Genomic DNA, 23386 nt, shown 5'->3' on the forward strand with positions numbered 1-23386 from the left:
GGGTTTCTAGAGATGCTTCAGTAAAGTTTCAGCGAATTTCTCAATGCCCGCCCGGTCTTCATCACTGAACCGGTTTTTCACAGGACTGTCGATATCAAGGACGCCAATAACCGTGTCCTCTTTAATAAGGGGAACGACGATTTCAGACTGGGAGGCTGCATCACATGCGATATGGCCCGGAAATGCATGGACATCTTCCACGACAATCGTTTTCCGGTCAGCGGCTGCTGTGCCGCAAACCCCTTTGCCGACTTGGATCCGGACACACGCCGGCATTCCCTGGAATGGTCCAAGCACAAGTTCTCCTTCTTCCATTACATAAAAGCCGACCCAATTTACTGTTTCCAGAAATTGATTGAGCAAGGCGGATGCGTTGCTCAGGTTGGCAACCCGGTTCGTTTCGCCTTCAAGCAGGGCATCGAGTTGCTTGGCCAGCAGGCCGTATTGTTCAGCGCTTGTTCCGCTGTAAGCAGTTTGAGTAAACATGGACGTCTCTCCTTTAATCATGAATGTGCCTATTATAATTCTTTCAGCTTTTTGGTGGCAAATGTGCAGTCTTCAGTAAATAATTTTCTTCTTTCTTTACAATTTAGCAAACATAATAACAGAAAGCATGTTAAAATGGAATGTAAATGTTATGCTTATGCAATCGGGAACAGGGGGCTTATGATGACGACAACTCTCATCATTGCGATACTACTATTAATCGTAATTTTTATCGTATTGTACTTTAAGCGAAATGAACATAAAAATGAAATAGATCGTTTGGAAGATATGAAAATACAAGTGGAATCGAAGCCGGTCATGGAAGAACTGGAGCGTGTCAACCGCCTGAATATGACCGGGCAGACAGAAGCGCTGACCGCCCGCTGGCGCAGTATGTGGACTGAAGTGAAGGAAGTGTATGTCCCGTCCATCGATTCAAAGCTGATAAGCGCAGATGAAGCGGCCGATAAGTTCCAATTCAGCAAAGCGCGGCAGCTTGAAACGGAAGCGTCAAATGAAATCGGGAAAATCGAAGGGCAGATGAAACAGATTCTGGCGGAACTGGATGACCTGGTGGACAGCGAGTCAAGGAACCGGTCTGAAATGGAGGCACTGGTCGCTCAGCATAAACAAGCGCGGAAGATGCTCCTTGCCCATCAGCATTCTTTTGGCAATGCAGCCGAGCCGCTCGAGAGACGGTTGGAGGCATTCCTGCCACTGTTTGATGAGTACGAGCAGTTAAGTGCAAACGGAAATTATCTCCAGGCACGGGAAATTGTGGCGGATCTCAAGAAAGAAGGGGATTTGATTTTTCCGCTGGTTCAGGAGATTCCGGCTCTGCTCACAGAGCTCAATTCCAAGATTCCGGCATCGATTAAAGAAATCCGGAGCGGTCAGCATGAAATGGAGTTAAAATCTTATTTCCTTGGCCACCTTGAGCTGGACCGGGAACTGGATCAGATGGAGGACGAACTGGAAGATCTGAAAGTGGATACCCGGTCACTCAATACCGATGTGATTAATCAGCGCATCAACGCGATCAAAGAAAAGCTGGAATCGTTCTATGAGCTGTTGGAAAAAGAAGTGGAAGCGAAAAAGTATGTTGACGAGCATATTATCGGTACCGGAGAAGTGCTGGAAATCACAACCCGGAAGACCCGGGATACGCTTGATGAATACATTACAATCCGTCAAAGCTATAAAATTCCGGAAAAAAAGCAAAAAGTGCCGCATGACTGCCGGCTTCGGGCAGAACACCTGCAGGAACGCTATAACTTGCTTATTCAGCAGTACAGCGAAGATCAGTGTGCGTTTTCGACGCTTGAAGAAGAATTGAGCGGAATCCGGAGCGAGCTGGATGAAATCAATGGAATTCAAGATGATTTTACCCAATTCATGAAAAACCTGCGAATCGATGAAACGGCAGCCCGGAAAAAAGTTGACGAGCTGAAAAATTTGCTGATCGCCACTGACCGGATGCTGCATAAAGCTAATATTCCAGGAGTTCCGGAAGAGATGGATGTCCGACTGGAAGAAGCGGAAGAGCGGCTATTCGTGGCGATGAAGAGTTTGAGTGAAGTTCCGCTCAATATTCAGCAGGTGGAAACCGATGTCAATATTGCAGACAATGTCATTAATGACACCCGAAAAAAAGCGATTGAAATGATCGAGAATGTTCAACTGATCGAACAGATTATCCAATATGGCAACCGGTACAGAAAAACCGATCCGAAAATGAATGCCCGACTACTGGAAGCGGAAGAATCCTTCCGCCAGATGCGGTATACAAAAGCGCTGGAAGAAGCAGCAACAGCTGTTGAAGCGCATGAACCCGGGGCGATGAAACGGATTGAAGTACTGGTGAAACAAGACGCATAACAAGTAAAAACCACCAGCCTGCGCTGGTGGTTTTCTTTACGGAGGCGAACCAAGTGATTTACCTTGATAACAGTGCAACGACAAAAGCGAGAGCGGAGGTGCTGGAGACGTTCGTATCGGCGAGTGAACAGTTCTACGCGAATCCCGCTTCACTTCATAAAATGGGAAATGCGGCGGAAGACCTGCTGGAGCAGGCCCGGCAGCAGGCTGCCCGGCTGCTCCATATGCAGCATGTAATTTTTACATCCGGCGGCACGGAGTCAAATAACCTGGCGATTGCCGGGACGGCACGCGCTCATTCACACCGGGGGCGGCATATCATTTCATCGGCCATCGAGCACCCTTCTGTGCTCAATACGCTGCAAGCGCTGGAGTTGGAAGGGTTTGAAGTGACGCTGCTGCCGGTCGACAGTGAAGGGCAAATCCGTTTACAGGACTTGCAGGATGCATTGAGAAAAGATACGATTCTCGTTACGCTCATGCATGTCAATAACGAACTCGGCACCGTCTTACCGATCGAAGAAGTCGCCGGCATTCTGAAGCCGACCCGGACATTATTCCATGTGGACGCTGTGCAATCAGCCGGAAAGCTGCCGATTGATCCATCGGGCTTGCCGGATCTGCTGTCTGTTTCTGCCCATAAGTTTCATGGTTTGAAAGGAAGCGGGGTCCTGGCGTATAATCAGGCGGACTTCCGGCCGGTGCTGCATGGCGGCGGCCAGGAGAGCGGGCGAAGAAGCGGAACGGTATCCGTGCCGCATGCGGCGGCCTTTGCAAAAGCGCTTCGTCTGATGGAACCGAACCCCTTATGGCCGGAATGGAACCGCGAGTTACGGGCATTTTTCAGTAAGTACCCGGAAGTGAAAATCATTAGTCCCCGGACCGGTGCTCCGTATATTTTAACTGGAGCGATGCAGGGGATTAAAGGGGAAGTGCTGGTTTCAGCCCTGCAGCAGCAGTCGGTGATTGTTTCAACCTCGAGTGCCTGCTCGTCAAAGAATCTGCAGGCAAGCCATGTTATCGATGCGATCAGTCTGCCGCCCGCACTCAGAGATGGCGTATTCCGCATCAGCCTCGGAGCGATGACTGAATCTGCGGATATCGCGGCATTTAAACAAGCGTTTGATGCCGCTTACCGCGTAATAAAAGGAGAACAGACCCAATGAAAAAGTACCAGATCCTGATTCGATACGGAGAATTATCAACGAAGGGACGGAACCGGAATTTATTCATCCGGAAACTGCAGGCACATGTCGGACGTGTGCTGAATGGCTTGGAGGATATCAGCATCCGCGCCGAGCGCGATCGGATGTTCGTCCATACGGACAGTGAATCCGCGATGCTGACAGCGAAAGAGCGGCTGCCGCGGGTATTCGGCATCCAGTCATTCAGCCCGGTCATTCAAGCGCCATTGGATATGGAAGGCATGAAAGAAACCGCAATCCGGCTGGTCGGCACTCTCGACCCTACCGGTAAAACGTTTAAGACGACAGTGAAGCGGTCGGATAAATCGTTCCCGCTGGAGACGAATGAACTGCAGCGGGAAGTTGGCGGTGCTGTTTTAAGCCGCTATGATGGACTGGCGGTCCAGATGAAAAAACCGGATATTGAACTCCGGATTGAAGTGCGGAAAGAAGCCGCGTATATGTCAGCGGAGATTATTCCGGGAGCAGGCGGGCTGCCGGCCGGTTCAAACGGCAAAGCGGTGCTGATGCTCTCAGGCGGTATCGATAGCCCGGTGGCCGCTTATCAGATGCTTCGCCGCGGTGTGGAATTGGAACTCGTTCATTTTTTCAGCCCTCCATTCACAAACGAACGGGCAAAACAGAAAGTGCTGGATCTTGCTGAAGTACTGACGGAGACCGGTACGCCGATCAAACTGCACATCATTCCGTTTACGAAACTCCAACAGGAAGTGCATAAACAAGTGCCGGACAATGTAACCATGACATCGACCCGGCGCATGATGCTGCGGATCGCAGACGAAGTCCGGGCTGCAGCAGGTGCCACTGCAATTGTCACAGGGGAAAGCCTTGGCCAGGTTGCAAGCCAGACATTAGAGAGTATGCAAGCGATCAATGCAGTCACGACGACGCCTGTACTTCGTCCGCTACTTACGCTGGATAAGCTGGAAATCATCGAACAGGCGAAAGCAATCGGTACATACGACATCTCCATCCGGCCATTTGAAGACTGCTGTACGATCTTTACACCAGCAAGTCCGAAAACAAAGCCGAAGCTCGAAAAAGTCGAGCGCTACGAGAGCTTTACGGATTTTGAAGAAATGATCCAGGAAGCTGTGAAGGAGCGGGAAATCTTGTCGTTCCCGCGCGAGAAAGTAAAACAGTTTGCAGACTTATTATAAACAGAGGGCCGCTGAATCATGAGCGGCCTTTTCTTTATTTTAAACGTTTTGAAAAATGAGTTTTTAACGGTATAATAATCTTGTACATAAGAACCAGTAAACAGGAGGGCTCACATGCTGAAACGGGAAGAATTATTAGCACCAAGCGAGTATAATTTGGTAAGCGAATTCGAGAAGTATGCAAAAGATGAGGGTAAGACGGCGCTTATTTGGGAGAATGCGGAAGGTGACTCCCAAGAAGTGACTTACAGCGACTTGATGAAGCGGGCCAATAGAGCTGCGAACAGTTTCCAGGACGCCGGTCTGGAAAAGGGAGATATTGTGCTGATTATGGTACCGCGACTGATTGAGGCATACGTTTGTTATATCGGCGCCTTGAAAGCAGGACTGATCGTCATTCCAAGTTCAGAGATGCTGCGTCCGAAAGACATTTCGTACCGGCTGACACACAGCGAAGCGAAAGCGGTTATTGCCTATGAACCTTTCATCGATCAGTTTTCAGGGGTCGCTGAAATGGAAGGGGTTACAAAGCTGGTGATCGGGCAGGCTGAGGGCTGGACATCCTTGACTGATAAGATGGAACAAGCACCGGATGTATTCGGCGATGTGGGCACGCGGAGTGATGATATGGCATTTCTGTCCTATACATCTGGCACGACGGGAAATCCGAAAGGGGTCGTGCACACGCATGGCTGGGCGTATGCACATTTGCGGACGACTGCCGAGCACTGGCTTGGGATAAATGAAAATGATATCGTCTGGGCGACAGCGGGACCCGGCTGGGCGAAATGGATTTGGAGTCCATTCCTCGCGGTTCTTGGCAGTGGCGCTATCGGATACGTTTTTAATGGCAAATTCGACCCTGCTGTTTATCTGCAGAAGCTTGAATACCGGAAAGTGAATGTCCTTTGCTGTACGCCGACCGAATACCGGCTGATGGCGAAGGAAAAGAATTTGGATTCGTATGATCTCAGTTCATTGAAGAGTGCCGTGTCAGCGGGTGAACCGCTGAACCGGGAAGTGATCGACACGTTCCGGTCGAAATTTGATCTGGAAGTGCGGGATGGCTATGGGCAGACGGAAAACACCTTGCTTGTCGGCACAATGCAGGGAATGGAAGCGCGACCGGGATCAATGGGGAAACCGACACCGGGCAACCGCGTGGAAATCGTCAACGAATTCGGGCAGCCTGCAGATGACGGGGAAGTCGGCGATATCGCTGTACATGTGAGCACGCCGGCGCTCTTTAGGGAGTATTACAAGGATTCAGAACGCACAAGCATGCAGTTCCGCGGAGAGTACTACATTACCGGCGATAAGGCTGTACGGGATGGTGACGGCTATTTCTGGTTTGAAGGCCGGGGGGATGACATCATTATTTCAGCGGGCTATACGATCGGGCCGTTTGAAGTGGAGGATGCGCTTGTAAAGCATCCGAGCGTGAAGGAATGTGCAGTTGTCGGATCACCGGACGAAATCCGGGGCACGATTGTTAAAGCCTTTATCGTACTTGTGGAAGGCGCAGAAGGGAATGAACAGCTGACCCAGGAACTGCAGGAGCACGTAAAAGAATTAACGGCTCCGTATAAGTATCCGCGGAAAATCCAGTACATCGATGAACTGCCGAAAACGGCGTCCGGGAAAATCCGCCGGATCGAGCTGCGTAAGAGCGAACAGGAACGCAAATAACCGTACAGACAGGGCCTGCTGAACAAGCAGGCTTTTTTGTTTGGGGAAAGGATAACATGGCAAAATGTTCGTTGAATCAAGTGAGATATTGAAATCAAGGTTGCTCATTCAGAGTTATGGCATAGAAATTGAAACTAAAGCGTAGAAATTAAAGCGTAGAAATTAAAATTAAAGTGTACAAATTCGATTTATAGCGCAGGAATCAAAGTTGAAACTCAGAAACCCGCAGGCCGGAACCCATTTACAACTCCAGACTCGAGTTCTATAATGAAGCATATGTTTCGGGTTGCAAAATAACGATAGAGAGAGATGAAGCGCTTTATGACCGAGGAAAAAAAAGGCGTCATATATGCGACGCTGACTTATATGATGTGGGGGATACTCCCGATTTACTGGAAGCTGCTCGATCACGTAGGCAGCGGGGAAATTCTGACCGGACGGGTATTCTGGTCGTTCTGGTTCACCCTGCTGCTCGTGCTGCTGCTTGGAATGGGAAAGAAATTCGCATCAGATTTAAAAGGTCTTCTGAAATCGAAAAAAGACTTCTTTTCATTATTAGCGGCTTCGTATTTGATTTCACTGAACTGGTTTTTGTTTATATGGGCGGTTACGAACGATCACCTGGTCGAGACCAGTCTCGGCTATTACATCAATCCGCTCGTGTCGGTGCTCCTTGGCGTTTTCTTTTTGAAGGAAAGGCTCATGCCGGCGCAGAGAGTGGCATTCGTACTGGCGGCAATCGGTGTCACGATTCTGACAGTCTCATATGGGCAGTTTCCGTGGCTTGCTTTCCTGCTGGCATTCAGTTTCGGTTTCTATGGACTCATAAAAAAGACAATCCGTCTGAACGCTTTGCGCGGGCTGGCGCTGGAGACGATGTTCGTGCTGCCGGTCGCTATCGGCTATTACGTGTTCCTGTTCGCGACAGGCCGGGCTGAATTTTTGAATGTCGGTTTGGAGACCGATGTTTTGATCATGCTGTCAGGTGCTGCCACGGCGCTGCCGCTGGTGTTATTCGCAATGGGAGCGCAGCGGATTCCATTGTATTTGATCGGTTTTCTGCAGTACATCGCACCGACTTCAATGCTTATACTCGGGGTATTCGTCTACGGAGAATCATTCGGATCAACGGATTTACTATCCTTCACGCTGATTTGGACAGCGCTCGTGCTGTTCACGTTATCGAAGGTGATGAATATGAAAGTTGTCAAAAAGGAGCAGGCGTGAGTGCCTGCTCCTTTTGTTGTCTTTATAAAAATGTGCGTCTCACTTTATGCCAGAACGAATTATCTTTCAGTTTTACTGTCTTTACGACCCGGTCGCTTAAGCCGATTGTCACAAGGTCGACATGCTGCACGCTGAGCGCTTCATTGTCCATACCCATTGTCGGATAATCGTTGCCGAATTCCGCCAGTTTCAGCTGAAGTTTCCGATTGCCGCTCAAAATGAAAGATGATCCAAGTGTCCGGTATTGGTTGCTGTTGACGGAAGCAAGCTCAGTTACCTGGAAACAAGGCAGAAGAGGATCGACAACCGAACCGTTGACTGACTTATTATAAGCGGTTGATCCGGTCGGTGTCGCCATGATCATGCCATCACCGCGGAACGTTTCAAAATGGGATCCGTCGATCGCAACGTCCATCACAATTGTTTTAATGATGTTCGAACGGATGCTGAATTCGTTCAGACAATAGAAAGCCGGATTTTCGTCCACGGTTACTTCGATGACCGGATAGCGCCGCACTTCGATCTGAGATGACTGAACCGCTTCGATCATCGTGTGAAGATCGTGGTAATGAAAATCACAGTACATGTTCAGCAAGCCGGTCGTGGAGATGCCTGCGTATAAACAATCCTGCCGGAAGCCGGTTTTGCGGACTGCCTGAAGAAACGTGCCATCTGCGCCGAGACTGACAATGATGGATGCATCCTCATGCCGTTCAACTGGCGTAAAGCCATACCGGCGGATTGTCTCGATTAATATGTCCTTTTTTTCAAGCGTATCAGAATCGTTTTTGGAATAAATGAAAATGTTCTTTCGATCTGCCAAATTAAACCCTCTTTTCATCACGTTTATGTCCATTCTAACAGGTTTGATCGGGTTTCTCCTGAAAAGCGCGACCTCTTCTGTATTACAGGCCTGATTCTAGGCGATATGACCGGACAAGGTCTCTTCACTGTACGAGGGGCGGCAGTTGCGCAATACAGCCGCTGTCTAGTAACATAAACTGAGACTAACTGACGGAAACCCACTCAGGAGAGTGGGTTTCCTTATTGGGGATGAGAGATATGAATTCACAGACAGAAAACGTATTTTATTTCCTGGACAAAGAGACGGGCATCATCAGTGAGAGGGAAGATCTGGTGTATCTGGAGAGCCTTCAGCTGGTATTGGAGAATTGGCTGGACGGCGAGATCCGTCTTTCTGAGCCGGCAGCCAAGGAAGATATCCGGAAAGCGATCCAATTGGCTGTACTGAAAGGCATGAAAGAGCACGTGCAGCCGCATCATCAGATGACGCCGGATTCACTTGGGCTTCTCATCAGCTACTTCGCTGAGCTGTTCATGAAAAAAGAGGTGTTCACAATTCTGGATCCAGCGGCAGGCACCGGTAATCTGCTGCTGACAGTCATGAATTATCTGGACGGCCGCACATCCGGTACAGCGGTGGAAATCGATGACCTCCTCATCCGGATCGCAGCCGCTTCAGCGGAATTGACCGAACAGCCAGTGACATTTTACCGGCAGGATGCATTGAGCCCGCTGCTGATCGATCCGGCGGACGCGGTTATCGCAGACTTACCTATCGGATACTATCCGGACACGGAAACCGCTTCGGGGTATGAACTGAAGTCAGACGATGACATGTCTTATGCGCATCATTTGTTCATCGAGCAGGCCATCCGCCATACAAAAGAAGGCGGTTATCTGTTCCTTGTCATTCCGCAGTCGTTATTTGAATCTCCGGAAGCGCCGAAACTTCATGCATTTTTGAAAAACACGGTGCATATCCAGGCGGTCATGGAATTGCCGGAGATAATGGTGAAAAATTCCGCATTCGCCAAGAGCGTGCTGATCCTTCAGAAACAGCAGGAAGAACTTCGGGCACCGGGTGAAGTGCTGCTTGCCAGGGTGCCGAATCTGTCCAATAAAACAGCCATGGTTCGCTTTTTTACTGAAGTGGACAACTGGTTCAAAGAAAGCAAGCAGTGATAGTTGTGCTGCTGTGCACAGCTCAATACGATTAAGAAAAGAAGATAAAGGAGTTTTTTTATGCCGAAAATACTGGCAGTTAACGCAGGCAGTTCATCTCTTAAGTTCCAGCTGCTGCAGATGCCTGAAGAAACAGTGATCTCAAAGGGGATTGTGGAGCGGATCGGATTCACAGAGCCTGTCTTTACGCTTGAAGTCAGAGGAGAAAAACATAAGCTGAACGAGCCGGTCACTGATCATCAGGATGCTGTCCGCATTTTATTGGAACAGCTTGTAGAAAAGGGAGCCGTGGAACAGCTTGCAGATATCGACGGAGTCGGCCATCGGGTTGTGCATGGCGGCGAGCGCTACAGTGATTCCGTTGCAATCGGAGATGAGGAAGTCCGCAGTTTTGAAGAGCTGTCTGAACTTGCGCCTCTTCACAACCCGGCGAATGTAACAGGAATTCAGGCCTTCCGCAAAACGCTACCGGACGTGCCGGAAGTTGCCGTTTTCGATACAGCTTTTCACCAGACGATGCCGGAAAGCTCCTATCTGTATTCCCTGCCGTATTCTTATTATAAGGAGTATGGCATCCGGAAGTACGGATTCCACGGCACCTCGCATAAGTTCGTAGCCCAGCGTGCGGCTGAATTGATGAACCGGCCGCTCAATACGCTTCGGATCATTTCTTGTCATTTAGGGAACGGGGCAAGCATTGCAGCAATCGACAGAGGGAAATCCATTGATACGTCAATGGGCTTCACACCACTTGCCGGTGTGACGATGGGGACCCGGTCCGGCAACCTCGATCCGGCCCTTATTCCGTTCATTATGGAAAAAACCGGGAAAACAGCGGAGGAAGTGCTCGATGTTCTGAATAAAGAATCGGGCATGCTCGGGGTATCCGGATTTTCAAGCGATCTCCGGGATATCGAGACGGAAGCGGCAAAAGGCAATGAACGCGCCATACTGGCCCTTGATGTATTCGCCAGCCGGATCCATAAGTATATCGGGTCGTATGCTGCACGCATGAATGGCGTGGACGCAATCTTATTTACTGCCGGAATCGGGGAGAACAGCCCGATCATCCGCCAGCGGGTGCTGAACGGACTGCAGTTCATGGGCGTCTATGCCGATGAAGAGCTGAATAACATCCGCGGAAAAGAAACGTTTATCAGCCATCCGCATTCACCGGTTAAAATCATCGTCATTCCAACGAATGAAGAAGTGATGATCGCCCGGGATGTTATCCGGGTGGCCGGAATTTAACTTCAGGGATAAAAAGAAAACCGGCAGCTCCGCTGCCGGTTTTGTCATGCATTCACTTCCGCGTGTTCTTCCGTCCGGACAACAAGGACATCACACCGGCTTGCGCGCACAATCTGTTCGGACACGCTGCCGATCAAAAAACGTTCTATCGCGTTCAGACCGGTAGCGCCGCAGACGATGAGATCCGCTTCCACTTTCGGTGCGATTTCGCGTGGGATCACTGTTTTCGGTGAACCGTAAGCGACCAGAATATTTACATCAGTGACACCGGCGGCTTCCGCTTCTTTTTTATATCCACCGAGAAGCCCGTCCGCAAACTTTTCAGCCCGTTCGGCGATTGAACGGTCATACGCTTCTATTGCTGCAAATGACCGCGTATCAATGATATTGACAAGATTCAGCGTCGCGTTGTTTCGTTTAGCAATCCCGACAGATTTCTTGAAGGCCCATTCCGCTTCTTTCGATCCGTCAACAGCAACCAGAACATGTTTATAAGGCAATGTCATGATTTTAGTCCCTCCTTAAATCTTATACTGTTTAATTTCGGCAGCGGGATTGGTTATTCCTGCTGTCAGAAAGTAAAAAACATGATTCAGCTGGATAAATTGTATGAAAGAATAGCGTATAAGCGGAGGATATCTGATAGAATGGATGTGGTTTGGTATTACTTTTTCACATATACATAAATCAGATTATGGGAGGTTTCGCACATGCAAATTGGGGTGCCTGCGGAAATTAAAAACAATGAAAACCGGGTTGCAATGACTCCGGCCGGCGTTGTCAATCTGACGCAGTACGGCCATGAAGTCTTCATCGAGACAGGGGCTGGGATCGGATCCGGATTTACGGATGATGACTACCGGGAAGCAGGGGCACACATTGCTGAAACAGCAGAAGAAGCATGGGCGCAGGAAATGGTGATGAAAGTAAAGGAACCGCTTCCGTCGGAATATGTTCATTTTCGGGAAGGGCTTATCCTGTTCACCTACTTGCATCTAGCTCCAGAACCGGAACTGACACAGGCATTGCTGTCAAGCAAAGTAACAGGGATTGCTTATGAAACGGTTCAGTTGGCCAATGGTTCACTCCCGTTGCTGACACCGATGAGTGAAGTGGCAGGCCGCATGTCGACGCAGATCGGTGCCCAGTTCCTGGAGAAAAACCACGGAGGCGCAGGCATCCTGCTCAGCGGCGTCCCTGGCGTAGACCGCGGCAAAGTGACGATCGTTGGCGGCGGTGTCGCAGGGACGAATGCAGCGAAAATCGCCATCGGCATGGGGGCGAAAGTGACGGTCATCGATTTAAGCCCTGAACGCCTGCGCCAGTTGGATGATTTGTTCGGCCGGGAAGTACAGACGCTGATCTCCAATCCGCTGCGAATCGCTGAAGCGGTGCGGGAATCAGATCTTGTCATTGGCGCTGTCTTGATACCAGGCGCTAAAGCGCCGAAACTCGTAACAGAAGAGATGATTCAGTCGATGAAGCCGGGGGCGGTTGTGGTTGACATTGCCATTGACCAAGGCGGTATTTTTGAGACAACTGACCGCATCACGACGCATGATGCACCAACCTACATCAAACACGATGTCGTTCACTATGCAGTAGCGAATATGCCGGGTGCTGTTCCGCGCACTTCCACACTCGGTCTGACGAATGTTACTGTGCCATATGCACTGCAGATCGCGAACAAAGGGATCATGCAGGCGTGCAAAGATAACGAAGCGCTGAAAAAAGGCATTAATACGCTCGGCGGTTATGTCACTTATAAAGCGGTTGCAGATGATCAGGGGCTGGGCTATACGCCGGCGGATGATTTGCTTCAGTAAATACAGAACCACTGCCAGGCAGTGATTCTTTCATGTAATATTGGAAGGTTGCTGAAGTCTGATGTCAGGAAACGTAGATTACCTTTCTGTGGTCCATAGTAAAATTTGATTCAATGAAAACACGCATAAGCTGGGATTTTCAGCTTTGCCGAAAGTGCGGGTTAAATATAAAAAACCGGCTCCGGAAAACGGAAGCCGGTTTTACTGTTTAATTTTCTCCGAGAATTTGCAGGTCTTTCGGAAATTGTGTAAGTATAGTAACCCCATCTTCTGTCAGTACAAGATCATCTTCGATCCGTACACCGGCAACTCCGGGCACATAGATGCCCGGCTCGACCGTGAACGCCATGCCGGCTGTAAGCGGCAGATCATTGGCGCCATGCAGGGAAGGATATTCATGCACGGAAATCCCGAGACCATGGCCGAGGCGGTGAGTAAAGTAGTCGCCATAGCCCGCATCTTCAATTACCTGGCGTGCCGTCCGGTCCAGTTCGGCAGCTGTGATTCCGGCTTTAGCGGCTTCCACTGAAGCCAGTTCTGCACGGAGTACCGTGTCATAAATCGCGCGCTGCTCATCGGATGGCGTGCCGAATGCGACAGTCCGGGTGATATCCGAGCAATAACCTTCCCAGATCACGCCAAGATCGAACAACACGAAATCGCCTTTCCGGAGCTTCCGGTTCCCTGGCTTGCCGTGCGGTGATGCGGTTTTGTCGCCGAATAACACCATTGTATCGAACGACATGTGAGAGACGCCGCGTTTTTTGAGTGCCAGTTCAATTTCAGATAGCACTTCAAGCTCAGTGATTCCTTCCTTCAGCGTATCACAGCCGATTTCAATGGCGTAATCTGCAAGTTCAGCCGCTGCTGCAAGCAATTCGATTTCCCGGGAATCCTTGATTACCCGCATGGCATTCAGCTGATCATCAATCGAGTGAAACGCTGCATCCGGAAAGATGCCGCTGAGTGCTTCCTGCCGGCTGACAGTCAGATGGGTTTTTTCCACTGCAAGCGCAGTGAGGCTGGCTTGTCTGCTCTCAGCTGCCTGCTGCAGGATATCCATGGCATCCTCCGTGTCCTCATGGCCGATAGCTCCGAACTGCCAGCCGCTTGCCTCTACATCCGGCACTTCCATTTTTGGACAGATGACGAACGGGTCGGCATCCGCGAACAGCATGACTCCGAAGAGCCGTTCATGGGGGTTGCTTCGGAACCCGGTTATGTAGAATACGTTATCCGGATTGGTGATGAAGGCAGCGCTGATTTTATTTTGCTGCAAGTAGTTCTGCAATTGGTGGGTTTTATTCATGATAGATCATCTCCTTCTGAGTGTAGCATACCAAATATAGGGGTATTAAACAGCTGTAGCCCAAAAAACAGGAGGGATTGGATGAAAGTCTCATATCACGGACATTCTGTCGTTAAAATCCAAACAGCAAATCATACCATTCTGATCGACCCGTTCATCAGCGGAAACGGTCAGACCGATCTGAAGGCGAATGAAGAAAAGCCGGATGCCATTCTGCTGACGCACGGACATGCGGATCACGTAGGCGATACCGTGTCACTTGCACGTGCAAATGATGCGCTGGTTATCGCTCCAGTGGAACTCGCTGAATATCTTGGGACAAAAGGTGTTAACGCACAAGGCATGAATATCGGAGGATCCTTTGAAGCCGAGTTCGGAAAAGTGAAATTCACACAGGCGTTCCATTCCTCATCATTCACGGATGATGAGCAAGGCATCGTTTATACGGGAATGCCGACCGGAATCCTCTTCACGGCAGAAGGAAAAACCGTATACCATGCCGGCGATACGGGGCTGTTCAGCGATATGAAGTTGATCGGTGATCGTCACGACATCGATCTCGCATTTTTGCCGATCGGTGATTTTTTCACGATGGGACCTGAAGATGCGGCGTATGCAGCAGATTTACTGAATGCCAAAACGGTGGTGCCGGTTCATTACAACACATTCCCGCCAATCGAGCAGAACCCGGACAAATTCAAAGATCTTGTAAAGAATTCGGAAGTCGCCATTCTGAAAGCCGGCGAGTCAATCGACCTTTAACGCACCTGGACCCGGAGAGAACTTCTCTCCGGGTCTGTCCGTTTCTCTGGGGATTATGATACACTTAAACCATAAGAGGAATAGGAAGAAACAGGTGAACTTATGGCAACAAAACACGAACAGATCCTAGCCTATATCGAATCATTGGAAGTTGGAGAGAAGATTTCCGTCCGGCGTATCGCCAAGGAACTCCAGGTCAGTGAAGGCACAGCTTATCGGGCAATCAAAGATGCGGAGACCCAACGGCTCGTCAGTACGATTGAGCGGGTCGGCACAATCCGGATTGAACGGAAAAAGAAAGAAAATATTGAACGGCTGACCTATGCGGAAATTGTCAATATTGTTGACGGACAGGTCCTTGGCGGCCGCAATGGGCTTCATAAATCGCTCACCAAATTTGTCATTGGCGCCATGCAGCTGGAAGACATGATGCGTTATACAGAAGCGGATAATCTGCTGATTGTCGGCAACCGGCTAAAAGCCCACGAATATGGCTTAAGAGCAGGCGCGGGTGTGCTTGTCACCGGCGGGTTTGATGTGACAGAAGCAGTGAAACGGCTGGCGGATGAACTCGAGCTGCCGGTCATTTCAACAAGCTATGACACTTTCACCGTCGCGGCGATGATTAACCGGGCCATTTATGATCAATTGATCAAGAAAGATATCTTATTAATCGAAGACATCGTCATTCCGTCGGAAGAAACCCATGCTCTCCAGGAGATGGATACCGTCGAACGCTATCATGAGCTGAATGAACGAACAGCGCATGGCGGATTTCCGGTCGTCGATGAGCGGGGGAAATTGAAAGGGATCATTACCACACGCGATGTGATTGGCTGCAGTCCGGATGAACGAATCGAAAAAGTGATGACGCGCGATCCGATTGCAGGCACGATGAAGATGAGTGTGGCATCGGCAGGGCACCGGATGATTTGGGAAGGTATCGATCTCTTGCCGATTGTTGGGGATTCCGGTTTCCTGGAAGGGCTTATCAGCCGGCAGGATGTGCTCAAAGCGCTCCAGACAGCACAGCGGCAGCCACAGCAAGGTGAAACGATTGATGACGTCGTCAAAAGCCAGCTACAGCAGACGGGGCAGGGCGAACTGACATTTACAGTGACGCCTCAGATGACCAATGCCTATGGCTCACTGTCATACGGTGCCTATACGACAATGCTGGCGGAAGCTGCTGAACAGACGCTAAAAATAAGAAAACGCAAAGACAGCGTACTCGAGAACATGACGGTATATTTCCTGAAACCGGTTCAGCTGGAATCCGTACTGACTGTCCGGCCGTCCATCCTTGATTTAAGCAGGAAATCAGTCAAAGTGGACGTGGAAATTACAGACGGGGACGAAGTTGTCGGGAAAGCATTGCTCACGCTGCAACTGCTCGACCGGTGACAAGAAAAGCGTAAGCGCCCTGGCAGCCCCGAAAAGCGCTGGAGTCTAGACAAAAAGAAAAGCGCAAGCGGCCCTGCAAGACTCGACAGAAATAAAAAATCCCCCTGCAAGTGAAGGGGGATTCCGTTATGGGTTAATTCGCTTTTCTTCCTCTACAAAATTGCCGTAATGGCGAGCTGCATTCCAATTCGTATAACTCATCATAAGCCCGAGGATGATGAAAACACCTGCGATGATATAGACGGCAGCTGTCGGATCCAGAAACAGCTGATTGATGCCGAAAGCAAGCAGGAATATACCGAGTGCGGTGCCCGCTTTACTTTTATACCAGTTTTTCTGGATTGGCAGATGTGACCGGAACTGTCTTGTTTTGTAGTAGAAATAAAACACAGCAGATACTGTAATGATAAATACAAATAGCAGCATAAAGGCCTCCTGTTGTTCATTGCTCTTTTCTTAGTCTAATTGTAGCGGCTCTGAAAAGAAAATGCGACCGGATATCTTGCTGAACAGGAGATGAACAATGTGAAAGGTCAAATCATTGACACAATTAAACAGTACAATACGATTGTTATTCATCGGCATGTCCGGCCGGACCCGGATGCATACGGTTCACAGATTGGGTTGAAGTTATTACTGCAGCATAATTATCCGGAAAAGCGGATTCTGGCAGCCGGCGAGCATGAACAGACACTGGACTACCTGGCAGCTCCTGATCACCCGACGGATGCTGATTTCAAGGATGCACTTGTCATTGTGACGGATACGGCGAATACGGAAAGAGTGGATGATGCTCGTTACAGTCAAGGTTCGAAGGTGATTAAAATCGATCATCATCCGAATGATGATGCTTATGGTGATCTGGTATGGGTAGATACTGCCGCAAGCTCGGCATCAGAACTGGTCTATGATCTTTATACATACGGAAAGCAAACAGAAGACTGGCGCATGCCGGATGAAGCGGCGCGCCTGCTCTACGCCGGAATCCTTGGGGACACCGGCCGCTTCATGTTCCCGAGTACAACAAAGCATACGTTCGAAGCAGCCGGTGACCTTGTGAGTTATTCGTTTGACCGGGAAGTTCTGCACAATGCAATGTATGAATTGGAAAGTCACTTGCTGCAGCTGCAGGGCTATCTGTTCCAGCACACGGAAATCAGCGGCAAGGGCTGCGCGTACGTTAAGCTATCAGCAGCAACTTTGGCGAAATTCGGTGTAACCCCGTCTGAGACGTCTTTGCTGGTCGGATCGCTCGGCGCAATGAAAGGGATTCGCGTATGGGCGATATTCATTGAAGAAGGGGACGAAATCCGGGTGCGCCTGCGGTCAAAAGGACCGGTCATCAATGAGCTGGCAAAAGAATTCGGCGGCGGCGGCCATCCGCGTGCATCCGGAGCAACTGTCTATTCCTGGGAAGAGGCCGATGAGTTTATTGGCCGGCTGCAGGAGATTTGTTCAGCCGGATAGAAGGAGGGGAACAATTTGTCGATCGTTTATCCGCACATTACGACATCGGCTGACTTGCTGAAAAGCATTGTGCGCGTTGATGATTTGTTTCCGTTCCTGACAGCGCAGGAGGCATCGGCGGCAGCACTGGTCAACACACGGCTATACGGCGTCCTGCCTTTTTGGGAAGCAGCCCGGCGTGCAGGGATTCACCCGGTATTGGGGCTGCCCGCTGCACTTGAGTATGAAGACCGGACCTATCCCGCTGTCCTTTATGCAAAATCGGATGCCGGGTACAGGAACCTCCTTAAACTGTCCAGTGCACTCGCGACACGCGACCGGGAAGATGTGCCGGATAAATGGGCAGCAGCGTACCGGGAAGGGCTGATCTGTGTCCTGCTGAATGACGGAAGCTGGCTGCCCGGAGGACAGGATGAGTTTATCCGGTATTTGCGGACGGTGTACGGTCAAGACGTATACGGAGCGGTCATGCGTCCCGGCGGTGTCCGAACTGAAGTCGAGGCCGGGTTTGTAACTCTTTGTGATGATCATGGCGTGCCCGTTATTGCCACGCAGGCCAGCCGGTATTTGACGAAAGAAGAGACGTTTGCTTTCGAAGCGGCCTCTGCAATTGCTCAAGGAGTTAAACTGTCAGATGACGAACGGCCGGTTCCGCCTGCAGACCAGCATGTGCCTGAAGCAGAGGAGTTCCGGTCCTGGTTCACTGACCACCCTGAATGGCTGGAAGCAAGTGCGCGTCTGATGAGCGAGTGCCAAGTCACAGTGCCGACTGATCAGAAACTATTGCCGGTGTTTCCGTTGCCGGAAAGCATAAGTGCTGCACAGTATCTCCGGTCTGCCTGTGAAAAGGGTATGGCCGCCAGAGGGTGTACGCATCCTGATTATCAAAAGCGCTTAGATTATGAATTGACTGTGATCGAATCGATGGGCTACAGCGATTATTTTCTGATCGTAGCTGATTTCGTGAAGTTTGCCAGGGACAGTCATATTCTGACGGGTCCGGGACGCGGATCATCAGCCGGCTCACTTGTTGCCTATGTCCTGGCCATCACGGATGTCGATCCGCTTGTGCATGGTTTGCTGTTTGAGCGTTTCCTGAATCCCGAACGGGTGACACTGCCGGATATCGATATCGATTTCGCCGATTACCGCCGGCAGGAAGTAATCGAGTATGTGGCCCGCAAATACGGGCCGCAGCGTACTGCCCAAATCATTACGTTTGGTACGTTGTCAGCAAAAGCCGTTGCCCGGGATGTGGGCAGGGTATTCGGATTTCCGCCTGAGGATCTTGAAACGATTTCCAAAATGATTCCAAGTAAACCGGGCATCACGCTGGCAGATGCGGAATCGGGATCGGCAGAGTTCCGCGCATGGATCACGGAAAATGAAGAACGGAAAAAATGGTTTCAGACGGCAAGCGCACTGGAAGGATTGCCCCGTAATGCATCCACGCATGCTGCAGGCATCATTTTAAGTCCAATTCCGCTCGTTAATGTCGTTCCCATTGAAAAGGGCAATGAAGGCATTTTTATGACCCAATGGCCAATGAATGAGCTTGAGAAGACCGGTTTGCTGAAAATGGATTTTCTTGGATTACGCAATCTCACCATTCTTGAGCGGATCCGCCATTTGCTGAACCGGGATACCGGGCATTGGCTTGATTACCGGCAGCTGCCGCTCAATGACGAACAGACTTACCAATTGCTGGCGGCTGGAGATACGACCGGTATCTTCCAATTGGAATCAGAAGGGATGCGCCGGGCACTTCAATTGATCCAGCCGACTGGATTTAATGACATTGTTGCTGTCAACGCGCTTTTCCGGCCGGGTCCGATGGATTTCATCCCGCTTTACGCGAAGCGGAAAAAAGGCGAAGAACCGGTCCGTTTCCTTCATCCGGCACTTGAGCCGATTCTTGGTGAAACGTATGGCGTAATTGTTTATCAGGAACAGATTATGCGAATCGCTTCTGAAATGGCCGGCTTTTCGCTTGGCGAAGCGGATCTGCTCCGGCGCGCGGTCAGCAAAAAGAAACGGGAAATATTGGATGATGAACGGGCGCATTTCATTAAAGGCGCAACGGGGAAGGGTTATAGCCAGCCGGTCGCGAACGACGTGTATGATCTCATTGTCCGATTCGCTAATTACGGGTTCCCGAAAAGCCATGCAGTTGCTTATAGCTTGATCTCATACTGGCTGGCTTATGCAAAAGCGCATCACCCGGCATACTTTTATGCGGCCCTACTCTCCGGTGCCGCCGGTAACCCCGAGAAAGTGAATCAATTGCTGCAGGAAGCGAAAAGTAGACACATTCCTCTGCTGCCGCCCTCCGTCCAAAAAAGCGGATCGGGTTTCCGGGTAGAAGGCGGGGGCGTCCGATTTGGTCTGAATGCGGTGAAGGATGTGCCGGGTTCTGCAGTGAAAGCGATTCTTGAAGCACGGAAAACCGGGCCATTTGACAGTCTGTTCCATATAGCGGAACGGATTTCGGGCGTGCATTTCAAGCGGAAATCCATGGAGCCGCTGATCAAAGCCGGTGCATTTGATGATTTCGGAGTCGACCGGTCAGTACTGCTGGCTTCCCTTGAAGCAGCGGCGAAACATGCCGAACTCGTCCGTCCATCAGAAGAGCCGGGTCTGTTCGACCCCGCTGAGGATATTTTCATTAAGCCTAAATATACAAAAGCTTCACTCATGCCCGATCGTGTAAAACTGGAGTTTGAGAAAGAAGTGCTCGGTTTCTATCTGTCGGAACATCCGCTGGAACAGGAAAAACAGAAACGCGGCCGGAACTTCCTGCCGGTTAATAAGATCAGGAATTGCCGGAACGGACAGGCTGTCACAGTGCTTGCCATGGTGCTGGACGTGAAGCAGATCCGGACGAAAAAGGGAGAAGCAATGGCTTTTCTTACGCTGCAGGACGAGACTGGTGAAACACGCGCTACTGTATTTCCTCGGGAGTACGCAGCGTATGCACCGTCGCTCGGGGACCAAGCGGTAATTGAAATTCAAGGAACGGTCGAGTTCTGGAATCAGAAGCCATCCATCATATGCAAATCCATTACATTTTAACTGCTGGCTCCAATTGGAACAGCAGTTATTTCTTTGCGCAGACCAAGCACTTCTGTTATTCTATAGCCATTGAGTGGTCTGACCACTTTCAAAATTATGGAAAAAGACGGGGTGCGCATGAAACAGCCAAAGCGCTTTTTGGATATTGTTACGGAAATCCGCAACATGACCCACAAACAGAACATCCGGCCAGGCGAATGGCTGCCCTCCGAGCGTGAACTGGCCGAAACGCTACAAGTCGGCCGTTCAACGATCAGGGAAGCTTTGAGAAGTCTTGAACTTCTGGGACTGATTGAGACCCGGCAAGGCGAAGGCACCTTTCTCTCTGACTTCAGGGATCATACCCTGGTTGAAGTTCTGGCAACATTCGTGCTGCAGGATGAGCAGTCGCATGAGGATGTCCGGAAGACCCGACTGATCCATGAACTGGCTGCTTTGGGTGATGTGTGCAGCAATAATGCCTTGACCGGACTGCCGGTATGGAAGGGACTGCGGGCAAAGCTTGAAGCAGTGGAACCTCTCCAGCGGGAGACGGTCGTCCGGGAGTTGCTGATAGTGAGCGGCAATCGGCTTTCTTTGAAGATTTGGCTGTTGCTTTGCCAGTACAGCGGCCAACCGTTCACCGGGAATGTGAACGAAACAGAGCGCGCGATACTTCTGGACCTGCTGGCAGCCATTGCAGCGGGCCGGCAGAAAGAGGCGGAAGTCTCATACATAAAATGGCATGAACTGATCGAAGGAGGGGATAACCATGATTATTCGTGATTTATTTAAACGGCATAAAGGGGAAGCGACTATTCCATCTGATGAATCGAAAAACGTGCCGGAAGGCTTGATGACCAAGTGTCCGGAATGCAAGCACATAGAATTGACGAAAGAGTTGATTAAACTCTACAAGGTATGCCCGAAATGCGGTTTTCATTTTAGAATGACAGCGTTTGAACGGGTGGGCAGTCTGCTGGATGCCGGCTCATTTGTCTCCATGGATGATCATTTGAAAACAGTCAATCCCTTAGGGTTTCCGGGATATGCCGAGAAAGTGCAGAAAGATACGGAGAAAACCGGACTGAATGAAGCAGTCCTCACGGGCATTGGCACGTTGGACGGCCGGGAGATTGCACTGGCTGTGATGGATTCCCATTTCAGAATGGGTTCAATGGGCTCGGTTGTAGGCGAAAAAATCACACGCGCGATCGAAGCGGCAACAGAACGGAGAATTCCATTTATCGTCTTTACGGCAAGCGGGGGCGCCCGGATGCAGGAAGGTGTACTGTCACTGATGCAGATGGCAAAAGCGAGTGTTGCGCTGAAGCGTCATTCGACGGAAGGCCTGTTGTTTATTTCGGTGCTGACCAATCCGACGACAGGCGGTGTATCTGCCAGTTTTGCATCTGTCGGAGATATCAATATCGCCGAACCGAGGGCGTTGATCGGTTTTGCTGGCCGCCGGGTCATCGAGCAGACGGTCCGGGAAAAGCTGCCGGATGATTTCCAGACAGCTGAGTTCTTGCTTGAACATGGCCAGCTGGATGCGGTTGTTCACCGGGAACGCATGCGAGAAACACTGTCCAGACTGGTGCGGCTGCATGGGAAGGAGACCTTAGATGTCAAAAGAGAAGTCAAAAGCTAAAAAAAAGACAAAAGCACTTCCGTTTGAAGAACCGCTGATTCAGCTGCAGAGTAAAATCGCGGAACTGAAAGAACTGACTCAGTCTGCAGATGTGGATATGTCAGCTGAAATCTCCGGTCTCGAGGATCGATTCACAAGACTCGAATCGGAGATATACGAAAACATGAAACCGTGGGATCGGGTCCAAGTGGCCCGGCATCCGAACCGCCCAAGTACACAGGAGTATATCGACTTGCTGTTTCACGATTTCATGGAGCTGCATGGCGACAGGCTGTACGGGGATGACGAAGCGGTCATTGGAGGAATCGCCTCTTTTGATGGATTGCCGGTTACGGTCATTGGTCACCAGCGCGGCAAAGACACGAAGGAGAACATCCGCCGCAATTTCGGAATGCCGCATCCGGAGGGATACCGGAAAGCGCTTCGCCTTATGAAGCAGGCTGAAAAGTTCCGGCGGCCGGTCATCTGTTTCGTCGATACAAAAGGAGCGTATCCAGGAAAAGCAGCCGAAGAACGCGGGCAGAGCGAAGCGATTGCCCGGAATCTGGTGGAGATGGCCGGGCTGTCCGTGCCGGTAATCAGCGTTGTTATTGGAGAAGGCGGCAGCGGCGGTGCATTGGCACTGGGTGTCGGCAATCACATTTTGATGCTGGAGAACTCAACCTACTCGGTTATTTCACCTGAAGGTGCGGCTTCGATTCTCTGGAAAGATTCCGGGCTGGCGCAGACAGCGGCAGAGGCGATGAAGATCACAGCGCCTGACTTGCTGCAAATGGGCATTATTGATCGCATTATCCCAGAAGTCCGCGGCGGTGCGCACCATGATGTTGAACGGCAGGCGGGATTTGTGTTTACGGCCCTGCAGCAGTCATTCGCTGAACTGCTGCCGCTTGACGGAGAGAGATTGATCGAACAGCGCTATGCGAAATTTAAATCGATAGGTGTATTTGAGGAGTAATAAACGCCGCGGATTCCGCGGCGTTTTAACTGCTTACGGCGGGAAATCGTGGTAAGGTGGAAAAAGGAAATGGTAA

General features: G+C 50.4%; 20 protein-coding genes. 15 read left to right on the forward strand and 5 right to left on the reverse strand.

Annotated elements, in window-relative coordinates; genetic code table 11:
• Nucleotides 1-6: 6 nt before the first annotated feature.
• Entirely contained in the window at nucleotides 7-486 is a 480-nt protein-coding gene (locus B0X71_RS06635; protein ID WP_077588674.1) for a GAF domain-containing protein, read from the reverse strand.
• 183 nt (nucleotides 487-669) lie between these two features.
• Between B0X71_RS06635 and B0X71_RS06640 the strand changes: the two genes are divergently transcribed.
• From B0X71_RS06640 to rarD, 5 genes are all read left to right on the forward strand, one after another.
• Entirely contained in the window at nucleotides 670-2364 is a 1695-nt protein-coding gene (locus B0X71_RS06640; RefSeq protein WP_077588675.1) for a septation ring formation regulator EzrA, read from the forward strand.
• Nucleotides 2365-2417: 53 nt separating this feature from the next.
• A complete protein-coding gene (locus tag B0X71_RS06645) occupies nucleotides 2418-3530 on the forward strand; it encodes a cysteine desulfurase family protein (protein ID WP_077588676.1) in 1113 nt (370 codons plus the stop codon).
• Nucleotides 3527-4729 carry a tRNA uracil 4-sulfurtransferase ThiI gene (gene thiI / locus B0X71_RS06650; protein WP_077588677.1) on the forward strand — a complete coding sequence of 401 codons (1203 nt, stop codon included), beginning with the start codon at nucleotides 3527-3529 and terminating at the stop codon, nucleotides 4727-4729. The genes B0X71_RS06645 and thiI overlap by 4 nt, the downstream gene beginning before the upstream one ends.
• Nucleotides 4730-4846: 117 nt before the next feature.
• The gene (gene mbcS / locus B0X71_RS06655; RefSeq protein ID WP_077590921.1) at nucleotides 4847-6418 is read left to right on the forward strand and encodes an acyl-CoA synthetase MbcS; all 1572 of its coding nucleotides are present in this window, start codon (nucleotides 4847-4849) and stop codon (nucleotides 6416-6418) included.
• 321 nt (nucleotides 6419-6739) lie between these two features.
• Nucleotides 6740-7645, forward strand: a complete 906-nt coding sequence (gene rarD / locus B0X71_RS06660) for an EamA family transporter RarD (protein ID WP_077588678.1) — start codon at nucleotides 6740-6742, stop codon at nucleotides 7643-7645.
• A gap of 22 nt (nucleotides 7646-7667) precedes the next feature.
• Here the strand turns inward: rarD and B0X71_RS06665 are convergent, their stop codons facing one another.
• A complete protein-coding gene (locus B0X71_RS06665; RefSeq protein WP_077588679.1) occupies nucleotides 7668-8468 on the reverse strand; it encodes an NAD kinase in 801 nt (266 codons plus the stop codon).
• Between the two features lie 239 nt (nucleotides 8469-8707).
• Between B0X71_RS06665 and B0X71_RS06670 the strand changes: the two genes are divergently transcribed.
• On the forward strand, nucleotides 8708-9631 hold the full coding sequence (locus B0X71_RS06670; RefSeq protein WP_077588680.1) for a class I SAM-dependent methyltransferase: 924 nt from the start codon (nucleotides 8708-8710) through the stop codon (nucleotides 9629-9631).
• A 60-nt stretch (nucleotides 9632-9691) separates the two neighbouring features.
• Nucleotides 9692-10882 carry an acetate kinase gene (locus B0X71_RS06675; protein WP_077588681.1) on the forward strand — a complete coding sequence of 397 codons (1191 nt, stop codon included), beginning with the start codon at nucleotides 9692-9694 and terminating at the stop codon, nucleotides 10880-10882.
• Nucleotides 10883-10926: 44 nt separating this feature from the next.
• Here the strand turns inward: B0X71_RS06675 and B0X71_RS06680 are convergent, their stop codons facing one another.
• The gene (locus B0X71_RS06680; RefSeq protein ID WP_077588682.1) at nucleotides 10927-11388 is read right to left on the reverse strand and encodes a universal stress protein; all 462 of its coding nucleotides are present in this window, start codon (nucleotides 11386-11388) and stop codon (nucleotides 10927-10929) included.
• A gap of 204 nt (nucleotides 11389-11592) precedes the next feature.
• On the opposite strand from B0X71_RS06680, the gene ald reads away from it, so the two are divergent.
• Nucleotides 11593-12708 carry an alanine dehydrogenase gene (gene ald / locus B0X71_RS06685; protein ID WP_077588683.1) on the forward strand — a complete coding sequence of 372 codons (1116 nt, stop codon included), beginning with the start codon at nucleotides 11593-11595 and terminating at the stop codon, nucleotides 12706-12708.
• Between the two features lie 208 nt (nucleotides 12709-12916).
• Here the strand turns inward: ald and B0X71_RS06690 are convergent, their stop codons facing one another.
• Entirely contained in the window at nucleotides 12917-14017 is a 1101-nt protein-coding gene (locus B0X71_RS06690; RefSeq protein ID WP_077588684.1) for a M24 family metallopeptidase, read from the reverse strand.
• A gap of 81 nt (nucleotides 14018-14098) precedes the next feature.
• Here B0X71_RS06690 and B0X71_RS06695 point away from each other — a divergent pair, with 81 nt between their 5' ends.
• Nucleotides 14099-14779: a metal-dependent hydrolase gene (locus B0X71_RS06695; protein ID WP_077588685.1), complete on the forward strand. Its 681-nt coding sequence runs from the start codon at nucleotides 14099-14101 to the stop codon at nucleotides 14777-14779.
• Between the two features lie 102 nt (nucleotides 14780-14881).
• Complete coding sequence (locus B0X71_RS06700; RefSeq protein WP_077588686.1) at nucleotides 14882-16183, forward strand: DRTGG domain-containing protein; 1302 nt, start codon at nucleotides 14882-14884, stop codon at nucleotides 16181-16183.
• Between the two features lie 126 nt (nucleotides 16184-16309).
• On the opposite strand, the gene B0X71_RS06705 is transcribed toward B0X71_RS06700, so the two are convergent.
• Nucleotides 16310-16609 carry a YtpI family protein gene (locus B0X71_RS06705; protein ID WP_077588687.1) on the reverse strand — a complete coding sequence of 100 codons (300 nt, stop codon included), beginning with the start codon at nucleotides 16607-16609 and terminating at the stop codon, nucleotides 16310-16312.
• 99 nt (nucleotides 16610-16708) lie between these two features.
• Between B0X71_RS06705 and B0X71_RS06710 the strand changes: the two genes are divergently transcribed.
• The 5 genes from B0X71_RS06710 to B0X71_RS06730 all read left to right on the forward strand — a co-directional run bounded on the left by B0X71_RS06710 (nucleotide 16709) and on the right by B0X71_RS06730 (nucleotide 23310).
• Complete coding sequence (locus tag B0X71_RS06710) at nucleotides 16709-17650, forward strand: DHH family phosphoesterase (RefSeq protein WP_156889804.1); 942 nt, start codon at nucleotides 16709-16711, stop codon at nucleotides 17648-17650.
• Nucleotides 17651-17665: 15 nt separating this feature from the next.
• Nucleotides 17666-20722, forward strand: a complete 3057-nt coding sequence (gene dnaE / locus B0X71_RS06715) for a DNA polymerase III subunit alpha (protein WP_077588689.1) — start codon at nucleotides 17666-17668, stop codon at nucleotides 20720-20722.
• A gap of 117 nt (nucleotides 20723-20839) precedes the next feature.
• Nucleotides 20840-21487, forward strand: coding sequence for a FadR/GntR family transcriptional regulator (locus B0X71_RS06720; protein WP_077590922.1), 648 nt, complete (start codon nucleotides 20840-20842; stop codon nucleotides 21485-21487).
• On the forward strand, nucleotides 21474-22352 hold the full coding sequence (gene accD / locus B0X71_RS06725) for an acetyl-CoA carboxylase, carboxyltransferase subunit beta (protein ID WP_077588690.1): 879 nt from the start codon (nucleotides 21474-21476) through the stop codon (nucleotides 22350-22352). The genes B0X71_RS06720 and accD overlap by 14 nt, the downstream gene beginning before the upstream one ends.
• Nucleotides 22327-23310 carry an acetyl-CoA carboxylase carboxyltransferase subunit alpha gene (locus tag B0X71_RS06730; protein ID WP_077588691.1) on the forward strand — a complete coding sequence of 328 codons (984 nt, stop codon included), beginning with the start codon at nucleotides 22327-22329 and terminating at the stop codon, nucleotides 23308-23310. Before accD ends, B0X71_RS06730 begins: the two co-directional genes overlap by 26 nt.
• Nucleotides 23311-23386 lie beyond the last annotated feature (76 nt).

Origin of the sequence: Planococcus lenghuensis, assembly GCF_001999905.1 — a bacterium.
In the GTDB taxonomy this organism is placed as follows: Bacteria; Bacillota; Bacilli; order Bacillales_A; family Planococcaceae; genus Indiicoccus; species Indiicoccus lenghuensis.